Here is a 23834-nt window from a genome sequence, read left to right as displayed (position 1 = left end):
GGAAGGCGTCGGAGGGCGCGTCAGCCCGCCATCGACGCGGCGGCGATGACCGCCTGCGTGCGGTTGCGGACGCCGAGCGACTTGAAGATCGCGGTGACGTGGATCTTCACCGTGCCCTCGGACAGGCCCAGCTCGTAGGCGATCTGCTTGTTGGACTTGCCGGCGCGCAGGCAGTCGAGCACCTCGCGCTGCCGCTGGGTCAGGCCGAAGGCGCTGGCGCGGTCGGACTGGCCGTCGCCGTTGCGGCGACGCTGGCCGTTGTCGCCGCTGCCGAAGGCCAGCGCACCCGGCGGGACATAGATGCCGCCCTGGAGGATGAGGTTGAGCGCGCCCATCATAACCTTGACGCTGCTCGACTTGGGAATGTAGCCGGTGGCGCCCTGGTCGAGCGCGCCGCGGATGTCGTTCAGCGCTTCGGAGGCGGACACGATCACCACCGGAACGCCCGGCTGCGCCGCGAGGATCTCGTCGAGACCGCTGAAGCCTTCCCAGCCCGGCATATGGAGATCCATCAGGATCACGTCGAAGCGGTCGCCGGAACGGCAGCGGTCGAGAACTTCGCCGAAGGTGCCGGCCTCGACGAAGACCGCACCGTTGTGCATCTGTTCCAGAAGGCGGCGAAGGCCTTCGCGGAACAGCAGATGGTCGTCGCCAATCAGGATCTTCATTTTTCCCCTACCTCCCACCATCGGTTGAAGCCGATATCGGCGACCGGATTGCCGAGGGTGCAACTCGAACCGGTGATGCCGAAATATTAAAGTACAGGTAACACATTGTGTGTGCGTGCCGTATACCAGCATGCGCTATAGGTCATTTTCCGGTCCTATGACCTTAGGCCAGAAACCGTTCGGGTGCCACGTTACTCCCTTCGGTGGAGCGGTTGCGCGGGAAGAACGAAGGGGTCCACATGTGGTCCGTGCCACAGTCGGCCGGATGTGCTCCGGAAAAGCGTTCCATTCACCGTGTCGCACGAGTGACTTGCAGGCTCCCGCGTTGTTACTCCCTCTGTTGGACGGCGGGGCGTGATGATGACGAGAACATTGAATTATGGTGGATTTTCGCCAGAATACGCGCTGGGAGTTGCACGATCCGTTGCAATCCCGAACGGTAAAACCTATCTCGGAAGTGTTATCACGCAGCGTTCCTCCGTCACCGAATGGTGACGCTTGGCGATCTCGCATGATAATCTATCGTTCGATTTACAGATAGAACCGACAATATATAAGATCATCGATACATTGTCAATTTTTTTTGCAGAATTTCATGGGGTGGCTAGAAAATACGATGGATAGTCCCGGCACACTGTCGACAACGACGGAACTTTCTCACACCGACGGCGGTTACGCGCACCCGGAGACGGGAAGGGCGTGGATGCCTCGTCCAACCAGAGCAGACCCATGACTCCGTACCGTGATCTCGTGCCCGAGACGGCATCGCACCAGACCCGCAACGCGGTGAACCCCATGCATGTTTGCCTGATACTCGACAACCCCGCCCTGACGGAGTCGGTTGTGCCGGCGCTGGAGAAGGAGGGGCGCCATCGCATCACGGTGTTCCACGACATCTCCGAGCTGACCCAGAGCAGCCTGACCCCGGACGCCATCCTGATCGGGTTGCAGCAGTTCACCGCGCTGCGCGAGAACGAGCCGATGGTCTATTTGCGGTTGTCACGCCGCAGCCGGATCGTCGTGGTGCTGTCCTCCCGCGAGCTGCTCGATGCCGCCCACATCCTGGCATTCGCGGACGCCTGGGTGTTCGAGGACATCAATGTCGACCGGATCAACGAACTGCTCGACCTCGGGCTCGAAGGGCATTGCCTCATGCCCAAGCAGTTCCTGTCGCGTCTCGGTGTCGATGAGATCCGGCTGACGCTGCTGCCGCGCCTGTCGGAGGCGGAGTTCGAGACGCTGCGCCTTCTTGGGCAGGGGCTCAACAACCGCACGATCGCCAACCAGCTCGACCTCTCCGAGGCGGTGATCAAGTCGATGGTCCGCAGCGTGCTGTCCAAGCTGCACTTCCGCAACCGCACCGAAGCGGGCGTCTTCGCCGCGCGTCAGCAGGGGGCGTTGCAGGGTGCGCGTGACCCTCAAGGTGCCGGGGACGCCGCCCGGGCCGTTCCGCGGTCGCGTGCCTGACCGGCACCGGACGTCCCTGAAACGCAAGATCGCCGCAGCACCGCTGCGGCGATTTCCGTGTGTCCGGTGATGTCAGACCCGTTGCGACCCGCCGGCGTCCCCTCCATCGCGGGGAGCCGGGGAGCGTCGGACCATAATCCGCCCCGGTTCATTGGTTGGCGGCTACGGCCGGGACCGCGCCGGCCAGCTCGCCGCCGATGCCGTTGTTGAGCGCCCAGATGGCCGCCTGCGTGCGGTTGGACGCGTTGATCTTGCGCAGAAGGCTCTTCAGGTGGACCTTCACGGTCGCTTCCGTGATGTTCAGGTGGTTGGCGATCATCTTGTTGCTGTCGCCGTTCAGCAGGCAGCGGAGGATCTGCACCTCGCGTTGGGACAGGCCCTTGCGCGACACCGGCATGTCCGTCCCGTTGCCGTTGACCCGGCCGCTGATCAGAAGCGCGGCCAGATGGGTGGGGAACACCTTCTCCCCCATCATCACCAGCTTCAGCGACTGCGCCAGCGCGTCCGACGACAGGTCCTTCATCAGGTAACCGTCGGCGCCGGCTTCCAGCGCGTTGGCCAGACGTCGGGTGCACAGCTCGCTCGTCAGGATCACCATGCGGGTGTCGGGCAGCATGCCGCGCAGGCGGCGCATGCCCTCGGCCTCCTCCTCGCCACCGCTCACCAGATCGAGCAGGACGAGCTGGGGTCGCAGTCCGCTTTCCGCAATAGCGGTGGCTTCCCTGAGATTGCTGGCCTCGGCAACGATCTGGAACGGGGAGTCATCCAGAAGGCGCTTCAGGCCCTCCCGGAACAGCTTGTTCGCATCGATCAGAAAGGCTCGCACTGGTTCCATGGTCAGCTCCCGCTTTTTTGGATGTTGCAACGACAGACACCGGCCAAGTCGACTGTTCAGCAATAGGCTCAGCTCTCTCGTATGCGCTCCACTCATGGTATTGTTATGCCGATATTTTGGATGAGGATAACCATGTGGCGTGGAATGCGATACCTCTCCGTGGTATTAAATTAACAACGCAATAGACATATGCGTAAAGCGGTCTCTGTGACGTGGAAACTTCTGTACGGTTTCTTTACAGCATCGTCACTTTGGAGTGGTGGCAGAAGGATATTGCCGACACTTTATCGTGACAAATCTAGTCCTAAAGCTGATTTATTTGTTATCTAAGCCCGTTGAGGTAGCGTGTCGGGCGTTTGTGGTGACAACCGGGGGCGGATTTTGTGCAGTGCACACCGCCAGAACGTGCATCGTCGCCGGTGTTGGGGTCTATGCCTTTATGTCGAATGTCATAGACTTCGGAGAGGCGTCCCGGCAGCCACCAAGGTGGCAAGCCCATCGCCCCACCGGCCATGGTGACGGCTTGACCGGACGTCGCGGCGGGTGTGGGGTATCGCACGTCGGGGGTGTCGGGCGGAGGGCAGGGGAATGTCGGCGATGCAGGCGGTCGGGTTCGTCACCGCCGCCTATCTGGCGCTTCTCGCGCGCAGCGCCTGGAAGCAGGGCGAGTTCCGCCAGTTCATGGCCAGCCTCGCCGTCGTGGCCGCACTGATCGGCTCCATCGCCGCCGCGGTGTGGGCGGCGGCGAGTTTTGGCCTGCGTTGACGGCCCCCGGCCGGTTTTGTCGGAGGCCGTCACGGGCGTGGCTGGCCGACGGTCAGATCTGGCCGCGCTCCTGCGCCTGCCGCATCAGGACGTACTGGCGCATCATCTGGTTCTGGAAGCGGTAGCGGATACGCCCTGGTTCCAGGACCGGGACCAGCACCGCCCCATACTCGTCATCGACCAGGCGGCGCAGCCGCTCGGTGAAGGTCGGCGACACCGTGCCGCCGGGTGCTGCCAGATCCATCGGATCGAAGATGCCGAACTCGTCCGACGGGCAGAGGGCGGCGGCAAGCAGCACATCCTCCAGCTCCGACCGGTGCTCGGGCGCCAGCGCGCGGGCGTAGGAGACGACCACGCCGCGCTCCGCCTCCTGGAGGCAGCGGGACACCGCGTAGACGAGGTCGTCCCGCTCCACCGTGTCCGACCGCCGGCTGACCGCGCTGCGCGCGGAGTGCAGGCCCAGAAGCTGCGCGTAGTAGGGGAGGCCGCGGGCGAAATCGACGATCCGCCGCGACACCTCGGTGGCGAAGGCGATCTTGGCGTTGTCTGCCCCGGCCTGGAGCAGCCGCTCCACCTCGCGGTCGCTCATCAGGGGCAGATGCACCGGCACCAGCGCGCGCTGGATGGACGGGTGCTTGCCCAGGAGCTGGTCCAGGTTCTCCGCCACGCCGACCACCAGCAGGGTCACGTTGATCGAGCTGTCCGACAGGTTCTTGAACAGCTCGGCCAGCTTGTTGCGGAAATCCTCGTCGGTGACGCGGTCGTACTCGTCGAGGATCATCAGCACATGCGTGCCGTGAATGCTGCCCAGCACCTCGTTCAGCTCGGTCACGCTGAAGGATTCGCGGGGCAGCAGCTCGGCGAAGCTCTGGAAGGTGTTGATCTGGGTGAAGGCGTGGCCGGAGGTCGCGCGGTAGTAGGTGGAAGGGATCTTCTTCAGGAAATGGCGGAAGATCTCCTCGAAGGTCAGCTCGGAGCTGCAGGTCTGCTTCAGCGCCATGTAGCCGGCCTGCGCCGCGATCTGCTCGACCGCGTTGGCAAGCGAGGTCTTGCCGCGTCCGCGGTCGCCGAACAGGATCACATGCGCCCGCTCCTCCTCGATGGCGGAGATGATGCGGCGCAGGGTGGCGGTGCGGCCAATGAACAGCGAGTTGAGGCGCTGCTTCGGCCGGGTCGGGGTGAAGGCCTCCCGCAGCAGGCCGTTGACTTCGGGTGACAGGCCCTTCAGCAGGGCCGGCTCGCGTCCAGCGGCGCTGCGCAGCCCGCCGGCCACGGGAATGCTGAAGCGCGGCAGTTCGGTGTCGGCGGGTGCCGCCGTTTCAACACCGGCACGGCCGGCCGGCGGTTCGCCGCGGGCCGGGTTGGCGGCGGCCACCGCCAGCCCGCCGATCGGCCGGAGTTTGGGTGGCCCGCCGACGGTCCGTTCCGCCGCCGGTGCGCGCACCGGTGCGGCGGGGGTCATGGTGGGGCCATCGTCGGCGACGGCGGCCATGCGCCGTTTCTTGAAGAAGTTCCGCATGGAATCCGTATCCCGGCAAATCCCGATGAGGCGCCGGGGCCGGCTGTTCGTTGCTTTCCCCCGGTGCCAGACGTCTGCGCCGACGGCGGTTTGGTCGCCGACCGGCTGCACCCCGCATTTAATCAGGCGTCCGCGGCGCGGCTTCTGGGATTTCGGATAGTATCCCCTTGCGGCGGTTCTTTTGCGCCGCCGGTCCCCGTCCGCCACTGGCAAAAGGTCGGGGACCTAGACCGTCGGGCGGGATTCCGCCGGATCGGCCGGTGTCAAAGTCCGACGGCGTAGCCGAGGAAGGTCCATACGAACAGCGTGCCGAGCATGGCGGTGAAGGTGAACAGCTCGCGCAGGAAGGTCAGGAACGGCATGGCGGTCTCCTTCGTGTCGCTGGCGGTCGGGCGCTCGGCCGGACCGGCGTTGCAGGGTCGCGGAGTGCTTGCGTCTGTCGCTGGGGCGTTCCGATCCCGGATCGGTGCGGGGGCGGGCGCCGTCTGATCACACGATGCCTGAACGAAACGGGAACGACAAGCGGAAAGTTCTGTATATGTTCTTTCGTGTTGCGGGCCCTCTCCCCACGGCCCTCCGGGCCCTCTCCCCACGGCCCTCCCTATGGCCCTCCCCATGGCCTCCCCATGGCCCTCCCTATGGTTCTCCATCTCGGCTGACGACGTGGTTGGCGCCTGCCGTGCCCACCATGCAACAGGTGCGGAGGGTCGGCCGTTCTACGCCGTGGCCTGTGGCTGTCCGCCGGGATATCTAACGTGTACTGAGGCAATGGGGCCGGGGCGGCCCGTCACGGGGGAACGGGAATTCCATGAGCAGTGCCAGCGAGCCGCAGGGGGAGCCCCAAACCGGGCACGAGCCGCAGGGCGGTACGCCCAACCGTCTGCCCGGCCTGGTGGTCGGGGCGGTGGGCGTCGTCTACGGCGACATCGGCACCAGCCCGCTCTACACGATGCGCGAGGCGTTCGGCGAGACCGGCATGGCGCTGGGGGAGGGGACCATCCTCGGCATCCTGTCGCTGGTGTTCTGGGCGCTGCTGCTCGTGGTCACCGTCAAGTACGTGATGGTCGTCATGCTGGCCGACAACCGCGGCGAGGGCGGCGTGCTGGCGCTGGGCTCCGTCGCCAACCGCGTGATCGGATCACCGCGCGGGCAGAGGCTGGTGGTGGGGCTCGCGATCTTGGGCATGGCGCTGTTCTATGGCGACAGCATGATCACCCCGGCCATCTCGGTGCTGAGCGCGGTGGAGGGGCTGAACGTCGCCACGCCGGTGTTCCAGCGCTTCGTTCTGCCGCTGACGCTGCTGGTCATCGCCGTGCTGTTCCTGTTCCAGCGGCAGGGCACAGGCGCGGTCGGCCGCTATTTCGGGCCGGTGATGCTGCTGTGGTTCGCCGTGCTGGCGGTGCTGGGCATCGTGCAGGTGGTGCGCTGGCCGGACGTGCTGCGGGCGGTGAATCCGCTGTACGGCGTCGCCCTGTTCGCCGACCACGGCTTCGCCGCCTTCGTGGTGCTTGGAGCCGTGGTCCTGTCGGTGACCGGTGCCGAGGCGCTCTACGCCGACATGGGGCATTTCGGCCGGCGGCCGATCCGCATCGCGTGGCTGTTCCTGGTGCTGCCGGCGCTTCTGCTCAATTACTTCGGCCAGGGCGCGCTGCTGCTCCACGAGCCGGGCGCGTTGGCGCATCCCTTCTACCATATGGCCCCGGACTGGGCGCTGTTGCCGCTGGTGGGGCTGGCGACGCTGGCGACGGTGATCGCCTCCCAGGCGGTGATCTCCGGCGCCTTCTCGCTGACGCGGCAGGCGGTCCAGCTCGGCTACCTCCCCCGGCGCGAGATCCGCCACACCTCCGAGCACGAGGTGGGGCAGGTCTACATCCCCCGCAACAACTGGATGCTGCTGGTCGGGGTGACGGTGCTGGTGATCGGCTTCGGTTCGTCGAGCAGCCTCGCGTCGGCCTATGGCGTGTCGGTGACCGGGGCCATGCTGATCGACACACTGCTGGCGGCCGTGGTCGCCGCACGCCTGTGGGGCTGGTCCTGGCCGCTGCTGGCGGGCGTCTTCACCCTGTTCTTCATCATCGACGCCGCGCTGTTCGGGGCCACGCTGCTGAAGGTGCCCTCGGGCGGATGGTTCCCGCTGCTGGTGGCCGTGGCCATCTTCATCGCCATGACCACCTGGCGGCGCGGTCGCGCGCTGCTGGCGCGGCGGCTTTACGGCGACGCGCTGCCCCTCACGCAGTTCCTGGAGCGGTTGAGCCCGCAGGGGCCGCAGCGCGTCGCCGGCACCGCGGTCTTCATGACCGGCAACCCCGATGTCGTGCCGCACGCCCTGCTGCACAACATCAAGCACAACCGCGTGCTGCACGAGCGTGTGGTGGTCGCCAGCGTGCGCGTCGCCGATGTGCCCCGCGTCGATCCCGACCGGTCGGTGGAGGTGGAGAAGTTGGGCAAGGGCTTCTTCCGGGTGATCCTGCACTATGGCTACCTGGACGAGCAGCACATCCCGCGCGCACTGGAGCGCTGCCGCCGCTTCGGTCTTCACTTCGACCTGATGGAGACGTCCTTCTTCCTCGGCCGCGAGACGCTGATACCGTCACGGCGCGAAGGGCTGCCGGCGTGGCGGGAGCCGTTGTTCATCGGCATGTCGAAGACGGCCCTGTCGGCCACGGAGTATTTCTGCCTGCCGCCCGGCCGTGTGGTCGAGCTTGGAACGCAGATCGAAATCTGACCGGGGTGCGACCCCTCACGCCACCTCGACCTCCGCCAGCGGCCGTGGGCGGTGGCTGGCGGGCTGCAGGTCGCGCAGCAGATCCATCATCTTCTCCAGCGGCATCGGCCGCCCGAGCAGCCAGCCCTGCGCCTTCACGCAGCCGAGTGCCGTCAGGCAGGCGGCCTGCTCCTCCGTCTCCACGCCCTCGGCGATGACGTCCAGCTCCATCCCGCGGCCCATGGCGATCACGGCGGAGACAAGCGCCACGTCGTCCTCGTCGCCCGGCAGGTTGCGGATGAACTCCCGGTCGATCTTGATGGTCTGGACCGGCAGCTTCTTCAGGCGCGACAGGGACGAATAGCCCTTGCCGAAATCGTCCAGCGACACGGTCAGTCCGGCGTCGTTCAGGCGGACCAGAAGCGACGCCGCGTGCTCGTCGGAGGCCAGCAGGCTGTTCTCCGTCACCTCGATGGCGAGGCAGGCGGGATCGATCCCTTCCTCGGCGCAGGCATCCAGGATCGTCTGCTCCAGCGGCACGTCGCTGGCGAGCTGGCGGGCGGACACGTTGATGGACACCCGCGGCACCACCAGCCCGGCCTCCCTCAGCAGCCGCATGTCGGCGCAGACGCGGCGGATGACGAAGTTGCCGAGCGTGATGGCGTGCCCCGTCTCCTCGGTCAGCGGGATGAACTCGTCGGGTCCGACCATGCCGCGGTCGGGGGTCATCCAGCGCACCAGCGCCTCGAAGCCGAAGACGCTGCGGTCGTCCAACCGGGCCTGCGGCTGGTACATCATGAACAGCTCGCCGGCCTGCAGCCCGCGGACGAAATTCCGCTCGAACTGGGCGCGCTGCTCGGTGCGGCGGTTCAGCTCCTCGGTGAAGAACTGATGGTTGTTCCGGCCGACCGCCTTGGCGTGGTAGAGCGCCGCGTCGGCCTTGCGCAGCAGGTCGTCGGCGTTGTCGGCGTCGTGCGGGAACACGGCGATGCCGATCGAGGTGGACACCCCGATCTCCGCCCCGTCCAGCGTGATCGGCTGCGCCACCGTCCCGATGATCTTGCGCGCGACCTGGTCCAGCGCCTGCACCTCCGCCAGGTTGGTGGCGATCACCGTGAACTCGTCGCCGCCAAGCCGCGCCACCGTGTCCGACGCGCGCAGGCAACTGCCGAGCCGGTGGGCGACGACCGACAGCAGCTCGTCACCCGCCTTGTGGCCCAACGTGTCGTTGACCGCCTTGAAGCGGTCGAGATCGAGGAACATCAGCGCGATCATCGACCCGGTGCGCCGCGCCTGCTCGATGGCCTGGTGCAGCCGGTCGAGGAACAGCCGGCGGTTCGGCAGCCCGGTGACGGCATCGAAGTTGGCGTGGCGCCAGACCGCCTCCTCCTGCTCCTTGCGCTCGGTCAGGTCGTTGAACAGCGCGATGCGGTTCTTCAGCGTGCCGTCGATGCCGCGGACGCTGGAGATCGACACCCACATCGGCACCAGCTCGCCGTCCTTGCGGCGCAGCAGGATCTCCCCGCTCCAGGAACCGGCGGAGGCGACCGAGCGCGAGATCGCGTCGAAATGGCTGCGGCTGTAGCGCGCGCTGCCGAGCTGCGCCAGCGACAGTCCCTTGGCCTCCCGCTCCGCGTAGCCGAGGATCTGGGTGAAGGCGACGTTGACGGTTTCGATGCCGTCATGGCCGTCGAAGATGGCGATCGCCTCGGTCGTGTTCTCGAACACCGAGGCCGCCAGTCGCAGCGCCTCGGCGTTGCGGCGGGCCTGGGTGATGTCCTCGACCACCGCCAGGGCCACCGGGTCGGGGTGCCCGGTCACCCGGGCGTGGGTCAGCGACAGGCGCCCCCAGATCACCGCACCGCTGCCGCACAGCAGCCGCGCCTCCACCGCGTCCTTCATCCGCACGCCGCCCGCCACATGCTCGACCGCGATCTGCAGTGTGGCGCGGTCGTTGGGGTGACCGACCTGCCAGAACTGAATGCCGACCAAGCCATCGAACGGCCGGTCCAGCATGGTGGTGAAGGTCGCGTTGGCGTCCAGCACCTCGCCGTTGCGGGCGATCATCACCATGCCCATGGCGGCTTCGTTGAACACGGCGCGGAAACGCGCTTCGCTGTCGCGGACGGCGCGCTCGGCCCGCTTGCGCTCGGCGATGTTGCGGAAGGTGAAGATGCGCAGGCGGCCGACATGGCTGACCGTGATGCCGGACGTCACCTCCACCGGGAAGGTGCTGCCGTCGGCGTGCAGGGCCAGCGCCTCCACGATGCCCGACTCGTCGTTGAAAGCGGCACCGCCGAGCAGCAGGTCCTTCAGCCCGAGGAGCTTCAGGTCCTCGTCGTGGTAGCCGAACATCTCCGCGGCGGCCTGGTTGTGGAACAGCGGGTGCCCCTCGGCGGAGAAGATGAAGATGGCGTCGGTGGCGACACGGACGATGGCGTCGGTCCTGGCGACGGCCTCCTCCAGCCGGTCCATCACGAAATTGTAGCGGACGGCGATCTGGCCGGCCTCGGTGAAGGGGTCGGCGGTGATGCGCAGCGACATGTCGCCGGTGCGCGCCTGTTCGTGGAACCCCTCGTAGAGGTCGTGCATCTCGTTCTTGGCGCCATGCTCCGACACGTTCAGGCCGACCGTCTCCGCATCCGGCGGAACGCGAAAGGGCAGCACCCGCGAGCACAGCCAGAACAGGGTGAGCGGCAGCAGGAAGGCCACCGCGAAGCAGGCGGCGATGCCCTGGAGCTGTACGGCGAGCTGCTCCCAGAAGGTCAGCCCGGTGCCGAGCAGCTCGGGCCGCCCGAACAGGGCGACAGCGACGATGCCCCAGACGCCGGCACCGAGATGCACGGGAATGGCGCCCACCGCGTCGTCGATGCGCAACCGCAGCAGAAGCTGTTCGAGCACGACGGCGATGAGTCCGCCGATCGCGCCGATCGCCGCCGCGCTGGCGAAGCTGACGGCGTGGCAGTTCGCCGTGACCGCCACCATCCCGGCCAGGATCCCGTTGAGCAGCGCGCCCACGTCGGCCTTGCCGAGACGCATCCAGGCGAGCAACAGCGCGGCGATCCCGCCGGTCGATGCCCCCAGGCAGGTGTTCGCGATGATCGTCGCGATGCGCAGCTCGAGCTTCAGCGTGGAGCCGCCGTTGAAGCCGATCCAGCCGAAGCAGAGCAGCAGCACACCCATTGCCGCGAGCGGCAGGTTGGACATGGCGACCGGCCGTGGAGTGCCGGTTTTTTCATCGAAACGCCCAAGGCGCGGGCCGACCAGGATCAGCAGGGCGAGCGCGGCCCAGCCGCCGGTCTGGTGCACCACGCTGGAACCGGCCCAGTCCACATAGCCGGCGGCGCCCAGCCACCCGGCGAGCTTGCCGGTTTCCAGCCCGTTCCACGCCCAGTGGCCGAACAGCGGATAGACGAATCCGGCGATGACCAGTGACACCAGGATGTATCCGGAAAAGGTCATACGCTCCGCCAGCGCGCCGGAGATGATGGTGACGGCCGTGGCGCAGAACATCGCCTGGAACAGGAAGAAGATCGAATGGGCGGGGCTCGATGCACCATCCAGCAGGAAGTTGCTGGTTCCTATCCAGCCGCCCTCGCTGTATCCAAACATCAAGGCGTAGCCGACCACCCAGAAGGCAACGATGGAGATGACGAAGTCGGCGACATTCTTCATCGCCACATTGATGTTGTTCTTCGATCGGGTAAGACCGGTTTCCAGGCATAGAAACCCCGCCTGCATGATCATGACCAGACTGGTGGCCGTTGCCAGCCACAGGAGGTCTTGCAACTCAAGATTCATGCAACGGCTCCGCTGGGAACGCATCCGCGACCATGGCCGGTCGCGACGGGGTGCTCGGTTTGATCGGCGCGACCATCATACATGCAAGCGATGGGCCGCCCGCGGCCGGGTGAGACGGTCGGCGGGTGGACGGGCGCGCGGCGACGCAATGATTGATAGCGGCTGCCCGGCCGCCGGTTCGGATGTGCTCCACGCGGGTGCAACTATGTCGTGGCGAGGACATAAGCTTACCGCATACGCCCGCACCCGCATACATGGAACTGTGTCGCCCCGGCGACGGTCGTTCCGACCTGTTGCAACCCTGCGGCACATGGACGCGGCGGTGACAACGCGCAGCGGCGGTTTTCCGGGATCCGCGGCGGTACGCCACCGGCCAACGCTGTTCGTTTCCACCGTGATTCGGGCTATGATGCCGATTCCGGGGTGGGCTTGGTGCCCGGGCCGGAAGGGAGGCGGCGTGGACCTTCAGGTGCACAGCGACCGGCAGGACGACATCGGGCGGATCCGGGTGGCGAACCCCGCGCGTCCGATCTTCGCCGCGCTCGACCTGGGAACCAACAACTGTCGATTGCTGGTGGCGCGCCCGACACTGGGCGGTTACCGGGTGATCGACGCCTTTTCGCGGATCGTCCGGCTGGGGGAGGGCGTCTGCCGCACCGAGCGGCTGTCCGACCCCGCCATGGCCCGCGCCCTGTCCGCGCTGCGCGTGTGCGGTGCCAAGATACGGCGGCGTGGCGTCACGGCGGTGCGCGCGGTGGGCACCGAAGCATGCCGCCGTGCCGTCAACTGCGGCGAGTTCGTGGACGCGGTGGAGCGGGAGACCGGCATCGCCATCGAGATCATCACCAGCCAGGAGGAAGGGCGGCTGGCGCTGGTCGGCTGCGCACCGTTGCTCGACGCCTCCCACCCCTACGCGCTGATCTTCGACATCGGTGGCGGCTCGACGGAATTGATGTGGCTGGCGGTGGAGCCCGGCGGGCGCCCGCGCATCCTCGACCAGGTGTCGGTGCGTTGCGGCGTCATCGGTCTGACCGAGCAGTACGGCGGCGACCGCATCGACCGCGCGACCTACCGGCGGATGCTGGACGAGGTGGCGGACGCCATCGAGCCGTTCGAGGCGCGCAACGACATCCGCAGCCGTATGGAGGCGGGTGAGGTGCAACTCCTCGGCACGTCGGGCACGGTGACGACGCTGGCCGGCATCCATCTGGGGCTGCCCCGTTACGACCGGCGGCTCGTGGACGGCAGCTTCCTGCGGGTGGACCACGCCCGCGCGGTGATCCGGCGGCTCTTGGCACTGGACTTCTGCGGCCGTGCGGCGCATCCCTGCATCGGCACGGAGCGGGCGGATCTGGTGATCGGCGGCTGCGCCGTGCTGGAAGCGATCTGCGACTGTTGGCCGGCCGAGAGGCTGCGCATCGCCGACCGCGGGCTGCGCGAGGGGATCCTCGTGGAGCTGATGGGCTCCGTGCCCGCCGCATTGGGGACGAGACAGGATCATGGCCGGTAAGCCACCCACCACGAGGCCGGGCGGCCGCAACGTCGCGGTCCGGGTGAAGACCGCGCGCAGGCGCTCGCTCTCCTCCACCCGCTGGCTGGAGCGCCAGCTCAACGACCCCTACGTGGCGGAGGCGCGCAAGCGCGGCTTCCGCTCGCGCGCCGCCTTCAAGTTGCTGCAGCTCGACGAGAAGTACCGGCTGCTGGCGCCCGGCAAGCGTGTCGTCGATCTGGGCGCGGCTCCCGGCGGCTGGACCCAGGTGGCGGTTGAGCGGGTGAAGCCGGAGACCACCGGCGGGCAGGTGGTCGGGCTTGATATCCTGGAGATGGAGCCGGTTGCCGGCGCCGTCACCTTCCAGGCCGACTTCCTGGACGAGACGGCGCCGCAGCGCCTGAAGGATGCGCTCGGCGGCCCCGCCGACCTCGTGCTCAGCGACATGGCGGCCCCCACCACCGGCCACCAGCAGACCGACCACCTGCGCATCATGGGTCTGGCCGAGGCCGCCCTCGATTTCGCGGAGGAGGTGCTGGCCCCCGGCGGCGCCTTCGTGTGCAAGCTGTTCCAGGGCGGGGCGGAGCGCGAGCTTCTCGACCGCCTGAAGCGCGCCTTCGCCACCGTGCGCCACGCCAAGCCCCCCTCCAGCCGGCAGGACTCGTCGGAGACCTACGTGGTCGCCACCGGCTTCCGGGGAGGGCCGAAGCCGACGGAGTGAATTTCACGCGTCGGAGAAGCAGGAGACGGGAATGACCCATCTCGGTCCCGCCCTGCGCCGCATGCGGCGCCTGCGCGGCATGAAGCAGAGCCATGTGGCGGAACTCGCCGGCGTCACCCAGGCGACGGTGTCGCGCTGGGAGGCGGGCAGCCACCGGCCGGACCCGGAGCAGGCGCTTCGCCTCACCGCGTTCCTCCAGGCCCGGCTCGACGGCGTGGCGGAGCGGGCGCTGAAGCGGCTGGTGGAGACGTCGGCACTTCCCGTGCACCTGATCTGCGACGTGACGCACCGACTGTTCGCCGCCTCGGCCGGGCGCGAGCGGGAATGGACCCGCGGTGCCGACACCTTCATCGGCGACACGGTCTGGCCCTACGCCTGCGACGAGATCCGCGAGGCGGAGGCGCGCCTGCCCGATATCGGCTGGTACGACCCGGCGGCCGTTCCCGTGGCGAGCTGGCACGGGGCGAACGGGCACCCGGTCATGCGCATCCTGCCCGGCCTGATGGTGTGGGAGCGCATGGTTCTGGCCGACGGGACGGCGGTGCGCCTGTGCACCACGGTGGAGCCGGACCGTCTCGACGCGCTCTACCCCGACCGCCGGCTGCTGCGTGCATCGCCCTGCTGACGCGTATTCTTTATTCGTGGCCCCCTTTCACCCCCGCGCGTAGCGTCGGCGGGGTAGGAGGGCTGGTCATGGGCGGGTGGCTGTGGCGTCGCCGGGATGAGGCGGCGGACGATCTGGTCGGGATGCTGGGCGCCGGTGCTGTGCCGGCGGTGCTGGGGCTGGCGCGTCGTGTGGAATGGCCGGTGCGCGCCGGGCGGGCGCTGCGGCTGGTCGCGGTGGCCGGGTTGTCGGAGAGGGAGGCCGCCGGCATCGGGGCGCTCGGCCTGCACCGCCGCTTTCATCAGGGCGCGGGCCGCGAGGAGCGTTTCGTGCGCGCCGTGGTGGCGCTCGACCGGCAGCGGCGGCGCAACCGCGCCGACCCGCGCTTCTGGACGGAGGCGGAGCGGTTCGGCCTGTTCGATCCGCAGGGGCTGACGCTGGCCTGCTCGCACGACCGAGTGTTGGCGGCGCTGGCCGACCGGGTGCGGGCGGAGGCTTGGGCGGTGCTGCGCGGGGCCGGTGACGATCCGGCCCTGCTGGCGCTGCGGGCGTGGGGTGTGCGCAGAGCTGCCCCAACGATCCATTGTGGGTGATGCGCCTTCACAAGCCCATCTCCTTGTGTATAGTGCGGCGCAAATTTTTGCAGGAGGCCCGCCATGGCCCGCGACATCGCGATCCGCGAAGCCCTCACCTTCGACGACGTGCTTCTGGTGCCGGCCGAGAGCGCCGTGCTGCCGAACGAGGTCGAGACCAAGACGCGCCTGACCAAATCCATCGAGCTCGGCATCCCGTTGATGTCGGCGGCGATGGACACGGTCACCGAAAGCGGGCTGGCCATCGCCCTGGCGCAGGCCGGCGGCATCGGCACCATCCACCGCAACATGGACATCGAGCGCCAGGCGGAGGAGGTGCGCAAGGTCAAGCGCTACGAATCCGGCATGGTGGTCAACCCCATCACCATCGCGCCCGACGCCACGCTGGCCGACGCGCTGCGGCTGATGGCCGACTACCGCATCTCCGGCATTCCGGTGGTGGAGGGGGTGGACAGCCGCGGCAGCGGCCGGCTGGTCGGCATCCTGACCAACCGCGACGTGCGCTTCGCCACCGACCCCAACCAGCCGGTGGCCGAACTGATGACCCGCGAGCGGCTGGTCACCGTACCCGAAGGCGTCAGCCAGGCGGAGGCCAAGCGCCTGCTGCACCAGCATCGCATCGAGAAGCTGCTGGTGGTGGACGACGCCTACCGCTGCATCGGTCTCGTCACCGTCAAGGACATCGAGAAGGCGCAGGCCTACCCCAACGCCTGCAAGGACGAGCGCGGCCGGCTGCGCGTGGCCGCCGCCACCGGCACCGGGCCGGACGGGCTGCGCCGGGCCGAAGCGCTGTTCGACGCCGGCGTCGATGTGCTGGTGGTGGACACCGCGCACGGCCATTCCATGAAGGTGGTCGATCAGATCGCCGCGGCGCGCAAGCTTTCCAACTACACCCAGCTCGTGGCTGGCAACATCGCCACCGGCGAGGCGGCCAAGGCGCTGATCGACGCCGGGGCGGACGCGGTGAAGGTCGGCATCGGGCCGGGCTCCATCTGCACCACCCGCATCATCGCCGGCGTCGGCGTTCCCCAGCTCACCGCCGTCATGGACGTGGTCGAGGAGTGCCACAAGCAGGGCATTCCGGTGATCGCCGACGGCGGCATCAAATATTCGGGCGACCTCGCCAAGGCGATCGCCGCCGGTGCCGACTGCGCCATGCTGGGCAGCCTGTTCGCCGGCACCGACGAAAGCCCCGGCGAGGTGATCCTGTACCAGGGCCGCTCCTACAAGACCTACCGTGGCATGGGCTCCGTGGGTGCCATGGCGCGCGGCTCCGCCGACCGCTACTTCCAGCAGGAAGTATCGACCATGAAGCTGGTTCCGGAAGGGGTCGAGGGCCGTGTTCCCTACAAGGGGCCGGTGTCCGCCGTCATCCACCAGCTCGTCGGCGGCCTGCGCGCGGCCATGGGCTACACCGGCAACGCCACGATCCCGGACATGCAGAGCCGCTGCAATTTCGTGCGCATCACCAACGCCGGGCTGCGCGAAAGCCACGTGCACGACATCACGATCACCAACGAGTCGCCCAACTACCGGCAGGGCTGACCGGCTTCGGGCGAGGCACCGGAACCAACCGGTTCCGTTCGTAAGATTTCCGTGGCCGGCCTTGCCGCCCCCGAAGGGGGGCGATAGGGTTGGCCCCGCGTTTCCGGGTCGGCGGCGGAGATCATGCACGGCGTATTCGTCTATGTCCTGAGCGTCTCGGGGCTTCTCGTCCTGGTCAGCTTCCTGCCGCCGCTGGCCGCCCGGCTGCGTCTTCCCTACACGGTGCTGCTCGCCGCCGTCGGCGTGACGCTGGGCCTGCTGCTGCAGGGCTTCAGCACCTTCGACGGGCTGGGGGTGATCAGCGACTTCGTGGACAGCCTGGCGGAGCTGGAGGTCTCGTCGGAGACGCTGCTCTACCTGTTCCTGCCCGTGCTGCTGTTCGAAACCGCGCTGGCGGTGCAGGTGCGGCGGCTGATGGACGACATCGCGCCGATCCTGATGCTGGCGGTGGTGGCGGTCCTGGTCTGCACCTTCGCCGTCGGCTATGCGCTGCATCTGGTCAGCCCGCTCGCACTCGTGCCCTGCCTGCTGCTCGGATCCATCCTGGCGACCACCGACCCGGCGGCGGTGATCGGCGTGTTCCGCGACCTTGGCGCGCCGCGCCGGCTGACCATGCTGGTCGAGGGCGAGAGCCTGCTGAACGACGCGGCGGCCATCGCGCTGTTCACGCTGCTGCTGGGCATGCTGACCTACCGCACCGACGGCGGGGCGCTGGAGGCGGCATCCTCCTTCCTGATCTCCTTCACCGGCGGGGCGCTGGTCGGCTTCGTGCTGGCGCGCATCGCCTGCGTTCTGGTGATGCCGGTGCACGACCAGCCGCTGGCCGAGATCACGCTGACCGTTGCGCTTGCGTATCTATGCTTTGTGGTGGCTGATCATTACGTTGGCGTATCGGGTGTGGTGGCGGTGGTCACCGCGGCTCTGGTGATCGGCTCGGTCGGGCGCACGCGCATCTCCCCCACCACCTGGGGCGCGCTGGAGCATGTGTGGCGGCAGCTCGGCTTCTGGGCCAACTCCCTGATCTTCCTGATGACGGCGCTGATGGTTCCGCGGCTGCTGAGCGGCGTGGGGTGGGAGCATCTGTTCTACCTGATGGTCATCGTCGTCGCGGCGCTGGCCGCAAGGGCGGCGGTGCTGTTCGGCATGCTGCCGCTCCTCTCCGCCTTCGGCGCCGCACAGCGGGTCAGCCACGCCTACAAGGCGGTGATGCTGTGGGGTGGGTTGCGCGGTGCCGTGTCGCTGACGCTGGCGCTGGCCGTCACCGAGAACCACAACGTGCCGAACGGCGTCCAGAGCATGGTGGCGATCCTGGTCGTCGGCTTCGTGTTCTTCTCCCTATTCGTGAACGGAACGACCCTGCGGCCGCTCATCCACCTGCTGGGGCTGGACCGGCTGAGCCCGGTCGAGCACGCCATGCGCAACCGCGCGCTGGCCCTGTCGCTCACCGGCGTGCGGGAGCGGGTGGTGGACGTGGCCAACCGCTACCAGATGGATCCGGCCGCGGTCGATCCGCTGGTCGCCCAGTATGGCGAGCGGATCGAGGCGATCGACCGCGAGCGGCAGGCGGAGGCGGCGCTGCACGACCGCGACCGCGTCGCCATCGGCCTCGCCATCCTGGTGAGCCGGGAGGAGGAGCTGTACTACCAGCATTTCACGGAGGGCATCGTCTCCCGCGCGGTGGTGGAGTTCCTGGCGAGCCGGGCGGTGGGCGTGCTGGACGCCGCCAAGGGACAGGGGGCGGAGGGTTACCGCCGGGCGGCGGAGGCCTTCGCCGTCTACAGTCCCTGGATGCGCGGCGCGAACTGGCTGCACCGCCGCTTCGGCATCCATGGGCCGTTGGCGCAGCGCCTGTCCATGCGGTTCGAGATGCTGGTCGCGGTGCGCATGGTCCTGGGCGAGCTGATGCTGTTCACCCAGACCCGCCTCTCCCAGGTCTTCGGCCCCGGCATCGCGGCGGAGCTGGAGGAGCTGCTGCGCATGCGGCAGGGCAGCGTGGAGCGCGCGCTCGAGGCGCTGAAGCTGCAATACCCGGAATACGCCATCATCCTGCAGAACCAATATCTCGGTCGTGCGGCGCTGCGGTTGGAGGAGGCGGACTTCCGCGCCATGCACACCGACAGCATCATCAGCCAGGAAATCCTGAACGACCTGGAGCGTGGGCTGGGCAAGCGCCGCAACCAGGTGGAAAAGCTGCCGAAGCTGGATCTCCGGCTCGACACGGCGGAGATGGTGGCCAAGGTGCCGATGTTCGCCGGCCTGCCCACCGCGCGGCTGGCGCAGATCGGCTGGCTGCTCAAGCCGCGTCTCTACCTGCCGGACGACCGGGTGGTGCGGCGCGGCGATCGCGGCGACGCCATGTTCTTCATCGCCTCCGGTGCCGTGGAGGTGATGGTTCCGGGACTGGAACAACCGATCAAGCTGGGCAGCGGTGATTTCTTCGGCGAAATGGCCCTGTTGACGCGCCAGCCGCGCAACGCGGACGTGCGGGCGCTCGGCTATTGCCAGGTGCTGGTGCTGGACGAGCGGGATTTCCGCCGCATGGTCCAGCGCGACCCGGAACTGCGGGCACACATCCAAGCGGTCGCCGAGCGCCGCAAATCCCCCGCCAAGCCCGCCGCGGCGGCGGAGTAGGGCGGATCGACGGGGCCGATCGACGGGGCTGATCGACGGGAAGGAATCGGAACACCCATGACCACCGACAGCGCCGCCGGGTCCGCCGCGCGGCTGGGCTGGGTCCGCGCCATGCCGGCGGTGTTCGTCGTGCTGTGGAGCACCGGCTTCATCGGCGCCAAATACGGGCTTCCCTACGTCGAGCCGCTGACCTTCCTGCTGATCCGGCTGGGGCTGGTGGCGGTCGTCCTCACCGCCCTGGCCCTGGTGACCGGTGCGCCCTGGCCGCGCAGCCGGGTGGAGGTCGGGCGGATCGCGCTGGCCGGGCTGCTGGTGCACGGGGCCTATCTCGGCGGGGTCTTCTCGGCCATCGCCATCGGTCTGCCGGCGGGCATGGCGGCGCTGATCGCCGGTATGCAGCCGTTGCTGACCGCGGCGCTGGTCGGGCCGTTGCTGGGCGAGCGGGTGACCGGGCGCCAGTGGATGGGGCTGGCGCTCGGCCTTGCCGGCGTGGTCATGGTGCTGTGGGAGAAGCTGACGGTCGGCACCATCCCGCCGCTGGCACTGCTGCTGGCGCTCGGGGCGCTGCTGGGGATCACCTTCGGCACGCTCTACCAGAAGCGCCATTGCACCGGCATGGATCTGCGCACCGGCACCGCCATCCAGTATCTGGCGACGAGCGCCGCGCTGGCCGTGCTGGCGCCGCTGACCGAGACCATGCGCGTCGTCTGGACCGGGGAGTTCGTCTTCGCCCTGGCATGGCTGACGCTTGTGCTGTCGGTCGGGGCCGTCTTTCTGCTCTTCGCGCTGATCCGCCGTGGGGCCGCGGCCCGTGTCGCCAGCCTCTTCTACCTGACACCGGCCGTCACCGCGGTGATCGCCTGGGCGGTGTTCGACGAGCGGCTGGGCGTGGTGGCGCTGGTGGGCATGGCGGTCGCCTCGGCCGGGGTGGCCCTGGTCAATCGCTGACGGTCAATCGCTGAGGGTCAAACGTTGATGGTCAGCCGCGCATGCGGCTGGCGCGGACCATCTTCTTGGCGTCGATGTGGCCGATCTCGAAGGCGAGGACGATCTGGTTGTCGACGGCCGTTATGACCTTGGACGCGTCCTTGGGCAGGGGGATGCTGCGGGTCATGCAGTGCGCGACGAGGGCGGCGGCGACCTCCTCCTGTGTCAGCACCATCTCGTGCACCGCACCATAGTCGTCGGTCACCGACAGCACGCCGGTCACCCCCTCCCCCTCGCGAATGCCGAAGCCCTTCAGCGTGCCGCTCGGCAGCGACCGCTTGTTCTTGCGACAGAAGGTGACGACGGCGGCGGCGGCTTCCGTCTCGTCGAAGATGATCGTCCGCAGTTCCTTCATCGCCGCCTTCATCCCGCACGCCGGACAATCGGCGCAAAACCATTATGGCGCACGCGTCCGTCGGGGCAACGGCAAGCCGACAGCGTGACTTCCTTTGTTGCAGCTTGTACCATTCCGTGCGGGAAGGCCGCGATCGGGCGGCCGGTGACCGGTGGACGGGACGGCATGGATACGATTTCGCTCGACGACAACCAGACGCTCGAAGCGATCGGCATCCTGGCCGATGTGCTGGATGGCGTGACGGAGCATGGTGGGCTCGACACCGTACTGGTGTCCAAGGCGTTGCGCCAGGTGATCGCCACCAAATCGCAGCCCGCCTTCGAGTTCGCGGCCAAGGCCTTCAACACGTTGGACCCGCAGGTGCGGCGCCAGGTGGCGGCGGACGCCGACGACGCGGCGCACGACGCAGTCGGCCTGCGCGGTCGGGTCGGCGGCTTCCTGTCCACGCCGCCGCGGCGGGCGCAGGCGCCGCAACAGTCCACCACCTTCCTGAACGCCCTGAACCTCAGGGCCCGCCGCCGGCCGAAGGAGGCGTGAGCGCCGTGTCCCAGTAGGGCTCGGGGCCGAATCGGCCGGCGAGGAAATCGACGAAGGCACGCACCTTCGGCGACAGGTGACGGTTCTGCGGGTACACCGCGTAAACGGTCGATCCGCCCCCGTAATATTCCGGCAACAGGCAGCGCACGGCCCCCGATTGCAGGGCGTCGCCGATCAGGAAGGTCGGCAGCACGGTGATGCCGACGCCGGCGATCGCGGCGGCGCGCAGCAGGTCGCCGTTGCTCGTCCGCAGATTGCCGGACACCCGCACCGTCCGCGTCTCCCCGTCCACCTGGAAGGACCATTGTTCCGCAGCCGGAACGTTGGTGTAGAGCAGGCAGTTGTGCCGCATCAGGTCTTCCGGCGTCACCGGGCTGCCATTGCGGGCGAGATAGCCGGGCGAAGCGCAGACCACCCGGTTCGCCGGGGCCAGCCGCCGCGCGATCAGGGTGCTGTCGCGCAGCCGTCCGATGCGCACGGCGACGTCGTAGCCCTCGTCCACCAGATCCACGTAGCGGTCGTTCAGATCGATGTCGATCTCGATCGCCGGGTTGCGCTCCAGGAAACCGGCAATGGCGGGCGCGAGGTGCAGCAGCCCGAAGGAAACGGGGGCGTTCACCTTCAGCCGTCCGCGCGGTGCCGCGTGCAGGTCCGCCACCGCCATCTCCGCCTCCTCCAGGTCGGCGATGATGCGGGTGCAGCGCTCGTAGAAGGCCTGCCCCACCTCGGTCAGGCTGAGCCGCCGTGTGGTGCGGTTCAGCAGCCGCGCGCCCAGCCGGTTTTCCAGTTCGGTGATGCGGCGCGACACCACGGATTTGGAAAGCCCCAGCCGATCGGCGGCGGCGGTGAAACTTTTCGCGTCCACGACCTTTATGAAGGCCAGCATGTCATCGAGGCGGTCCATGGGATTGTTCTACACCGCACAACGATGAAGTGCCATCTCCGCCGGCTTCCCGCAGGCGAGCAACGTGCTATCTCCCAGGAGGCAAGGGACGGATGGTCCCGCCGTCACGGGATGAGGAGTGAGAGACATGGCGAAGATCCTGGTGCTCTATTACAGCAGCTACGGACACGTTTCGCAGATGGCCCAGGCGGTCGCGGAGGGCGCACGCGCGGTGGATGGCGTGGAGGTCGCGGTGAAGCGGGTGCCCGAGCTGGTGCCCGAGGAGGTCGCCGTGAAGTCCCACTTCAAGCCGGAGCCCGATGTGCCGGTCGCCACGGTGGCGGAGCTGGCCGAATACGACGCCATCATCATCGGCACGCCGACCCGCTACGGCAACATGGCGTCGCAGATGAAGAACTTCCTGGACCAGACCGGCGGCCTGTGGATGCGCGGCGCGCTGAACGGCAAGGTCGGCAGCGTGTTCACGTCAACCGCCACGCAGCATGGCGGCCAGGAGAGCACCATCCTGTCCACCCACATCGTCATGCTGCATCTGGGCTTCGTGATCGTCGGGCTACCCTATTCCTTCCAGGGGCAGATGGGCGTGTCCGAAGTGATGGGCAACTCGCCCTATGGCGCCAGCACCATCGCCGCCGGCGACGGCTCCCGCCAGCCGAGCGCGGTGGAGCTGGACGGCGCGCGCTTCCAGGGCCGCCATGTGGCGGAGATCACGAAGAAGCTGCACGGCTGACCGCGCGGCACGAACGGAGGGCGATCCCATGGGCCTGCTGATCGAGGGGCGTTGGAGCGACCGGTGGTACGACACGAAATCGACGGGGGGTGCCTTCGTCCGCTCCGAGTCGCGGTTCCGCGACCGGGTGGCGGCGGACGGGTCCACCCGCTTCGCGCCGGAAGCCGGACGCTACCACCTGTACGTCTCGTACGCCTGCCCATGGGCGCACCGTACGCTGATCTTCCGCGCACTGAAGAAGCTGGAGGATGTGATCGGCCTGTCGGTCGTCGAGCCGTTGATGCTGGAGAACGGCTGGGAATTGGCCGAGGGCGCCGATCCCATCAACGGCGCGCGCTTCCTGCACGAGGTCTACACCCGCGCCGACCCGGCCTACACCGGCCGCGTGACGGTGCCGGTGCTGTGGGACCGCGCGACCGGGACGATCGTCAGCAACGAATCGGCCGAGATCATCCGCATGCTGAACCGGGAGTTCGACGCGTTCGGTGACGCGTCGCTCGATTTCTGTCCGGAGGAGCTGCGTGAGGAAATCGACCGGGTGAACGCCTTCGTGTACGATGCGGTGAACAACGGCGTCTACAAGGCCGGCTTCGCCACCAGCCAGGACAAGTACGAGCAGGCCTTTGACGCGCTGTTCGCTGCCCTGGACGAGCTCGACGCGCGGCTGGCGACGCAGCGCTGGCTGGTCGGCAACCGGCTGACGGAAGCGGATTGGCGCCTCTTCACCACCCTCGTCCGCTTCGACGCGGTGTATGTCGGGCACTTCAAGTGCAATCTGCGGCGGATCGCCGACTATCCCAACCTGTCCGGCTATCTTCGTGACCTTTTCCAGGTCCCGGGCGTGCGCGATACGGTGCGCTTCGACCACATCAAGCGGCACTATTATGGAAGCCACGCCACGATCAACCCCACGGGGATCGTGCCCAAGGGGCCGGCCCTCGACCTCGACGCGCCGCACGGGCGCGACAGTCTGGGCTGA

At 68.0% G+C, this 23834-nt stretch carries 19 protein-coding genes; 13 read left to right on the top strand and 6 right to left on the bottom strand.

The window, feature by feature from the left end:
• Positions 1 to 20: 20 nt before the first annotated feature.
• On the bottom strand, positions 21 to 668 hold the full coding sequence (locus HL658_RS21145) for a response regulator transcription factor (protein ID WP_180284581.1): 648 nt from the start codon (positions 666 to 668) through the stop codon (positions 21 to 23).
• A gap of 729 nt (positions 669 to 1397) precedes the next feature.
• On the opposite strand from HL658_RS21145, the gene HL658_RS21140 reads away from it, so the two are divergent.
• The gene (locus HL658_RS21140) at positions 1398 to 2135 is read left to right on the top strand and encodes a response regulator transcription factor (RefSeq protein WP_246337753.1); all 738 of its coding nucleotides are present in this window, start codon (positions 1398 to 1400) and stop codon (positions 2133 to 2135) included.
• 148 nt (positions 2136 to 2283) lie between these two features.
• Here HL658_RS21140 and HL658_RS21135 read toward each other — a convergent pair whose 3' ends face one another.
• A complete protein-coding gene (locus HL658_RS21135) occupies positions 2284 to 2970 on the bottom strand; it encodes a LuxR C-terminal-related transcriptional regulator (protein ID WP_180284580.1) in 687 nt (228 codons plus the stop codon).
• Between the two features lie 588 nt (positions 2971 to 3558).
• Between HL658_RS21135 and HL658_RS21130 the strand changes: the two genes are divergently transcribed.
• Positions 3559 to 3735 carry a hypothetical protein gene (locus tag HL658_RS21130; RefSeq protein ID WP_180284431.1) on the top strand — a complete coding sequence of 59 codons (177 nt, stop codon included), beginning with the start codon at positions 3559 to 3561 and terminating at the stop codon, positions 3733 to 3735.
• A 52-nt stretch (positions 3736 to 3787) separates the two neighbouring features.
• Here the strand turns inward: HL658_RS21130 and HL658_RS21125 are convergent, their stop codons facing one another.
• Positions 3788 to 5254 (bottom strand): AAA family ATPase, encoded by a 1467-nt coding sequence (locus HL658_RS21125; RefSeq protein WP_180284579.1) that lies wholly within the window; start codon positions 5252 to 5254, stop codon positions 3788 to 3790.
• Between the two features lie 808 nt (positions 5255 to 6062).
• On the opposite strand from HL658_RS21125, the gene HL658_RS21120 reads away from it, so the two are divergent.
• Positions 6063 to 7979 carry a potassium transporter Kup gene (locus HL658_RS21120; protein ID WP_180284578.1) on the top strand — a complete coding sequence of 639 codons (1917 nt, stop codon included), beginning with the start codon at positions 6063 to 6065 and terminating at the stop codon, positions 7977 to 7979.
• A 15-nt stretch (positions 7980 to 7994) separates the two neighbouring features.
• Here the strand turns inward: HL658_RS21120 and amt are convergent, their stop codons facing one another.
• A complete protein-coding gene (gene amt, locus HL658_RS21115; RefSeq protein WP_180284577.1) occupies positions 7995 to 11759 on the bottom strand; it encodes an ammonium transporter in 3765 nt (1254 codons plus the stop codon).
• A 457-nt stretch (positions 11760 to 12216) separates the two neighbouring features.
• Between amt and HL658_RS21110 the strand changes: the two genes are divergently transcribed.
• The 7 genes from HL658_RS21110 (at position 12217) to HL658_RS21080 (ending at position 20290) form a co-directional block, all read left to right on the top strand.
• Positions 12217 to 13269: a Ppx/GppA phosphatase family protein gene (locus tag HL658_RS21110; RefSeq protein ID WP_343055239.1), complete on the top strand. Its 1053-nt coding sequence runs from the start codon at positions 12217 to 12219 to the stop codon at positions 13267 to 13269.
• The gene (locus tag HL658_RS21105; RefSeq protein WP_180284576.1) at positions 13259 to 13969 is read left to right on the top strand and encodes an RlmE family RNA methyltransferase; all 711 of its coding nucleotides are present in this window, start codon (positions 13259 to 13261) and stop codon (positions 13967 to 13969) included. Before HL658_RS21110 ends, HL658_RS21105 begins: the two co-directional genes overlap by 11 nt.
• 31 nt (positions 13970 to 14000) lie before the next feature.
• Complete coding sequence (locus HL658_RS21100) at positions 14001 to 14594, top strand: helix-turn-helix domain-containing protein (protein ID WP_180284575.1); 594 nt, start codon at positions 14001 to 14003, stop codon at positions 14592 to 14594.
• Positions 14595 to 14662: 68 nt separating this feature from the next.
• The gene (locus HL658_RS21095; protein WP_180284574.1) at positions 14663 to 15166 is read left to right on the top strand and encodes a hypothetical protein; all 504 of its coding nucleotides are present in this window, start codon (positions 14663 to 14665) and stop codon (positions 15164 to 15166) included.
• 63 nt (positions 15167 to 15229) lie between these two features.
• The gene (guaB, locus tag HL658_RS21090; protein ID WP_180284573.1) at positions 15230 to 16711 is read left to right on the top strand and encodes an IMP dehydrogenase; all 1482 of its coding nucleotides are present in this window, start codon (positions 15230 to 15232) and stop codon (positions 16709 to 16711) included.
• Positions 16712 to 16834: 123 nt separating this feature from the next.
• A complete protein-coding gene (locus HL658_RS21085) occupies positions 16835 to 19342 on the top strand; it encodes a cation:proton antiporter (RefSeq protein WP_180284572.1) in 2508 nt (835 codons plus the stop codon).
• A gap of 57 nt (positions 19343 to 19399) precedes the next feature.
• Complete coding sequence (locus HL658_RS21080; protein ID WP_180284571.1) at positions 19400 to 20290, top strand: DMT family transporter; 891 nt, start codon at positions 19400 to 19402, stop codon at positions 20288 to 20290.
• Between the two features lie 31 nt (positions 20291 to 20321).
• Here the strand turns inward: HL658_RS21080 and HL658_RS21075 are convergent, their stop codons facing one another.
• Entirely contained in the window at positions 20322 to 20684 is a 363-nt protein-coding gene (locus tag HL658_RS21075) for a hypothetical protein (protein WP_180284570.1), read from the bottom strand.
• Positions 20685 to 20849: 165 nt separating this feature from the next.
• Here HL658_RS21075 and HL658_RS21070 point away from each other — a divergent pair, with 165 nt between their 5' ends.
• Positions 20850 to 21221: a hypothetical protein gene (locus tag HL658_RS21070; protein ID WP_180284569.1), complete on the top strand. Its 372-nt coding sequence runs from the start codon at positions 20850 to 20852 to the stop codon at positions 21219 to 21221.
• Here HL658_RS21070 and HL658_RS21065 read toward each other — a convergent pair.
• A complete protein-coding gene (locus tag HL658_RS21065; protein ID WP_180284568.1) occupies positions 21190 to 22125 on the bottom strand; it encodes a LysR family transcriptional regulator in 936 nt (311 codons plus the stop codon). The genes HL658_RS21070 and HL658_RS21065 overlap by 32 nt on opposite strands.
• Positions 22126 to 22252: 127 nt before the next feature.
• Here HL658_RS21065 and wrbA point away from each other — a divergent pair, with 127 nt between their 5' ends.
• Together wrbA and HL658_RS21055 are read left to right on the top strand one after the other, a co-directional pair.
• Complete coding sequence (gene wrbA, locus HL658_RS21060) at positions 22253 to 22855, top strand: NAD(P)H:quinone oxidoreductase (RefSeq protein ID WP_180284567.1); 603 nt, start codon at positions 22253 to 22255, stop codon at positions 22853 to 22855.
• Positions 22856 to 22883: 28 nt separating this feature from the next.
• Positions 22884 to 23834, top strand: coding sequence for a glutathione S-transferase family protein (locus HL658_RS21055; RefSeq protein ID WP_180284566.1), 951 nt, complete (start codon positions 22884 to 22886; stop codon positions 23832 to 23834).

The sequence above is a fragment of the Azospirillum oleiclasticum genome, from assembly GCF_013423485.1.
Taxonomy (GTDB): Bacteria; Pseudomonadota; Alphaproteobacteria; order Azospirillales; family Azospirillaceae; genus Azospirillum; species Azospirillum oleiclasticum.
Note: the sequence above shows the minus strand (reverse complement) of the source record. Positions and strands in the feature narration are given on the sequence as shown.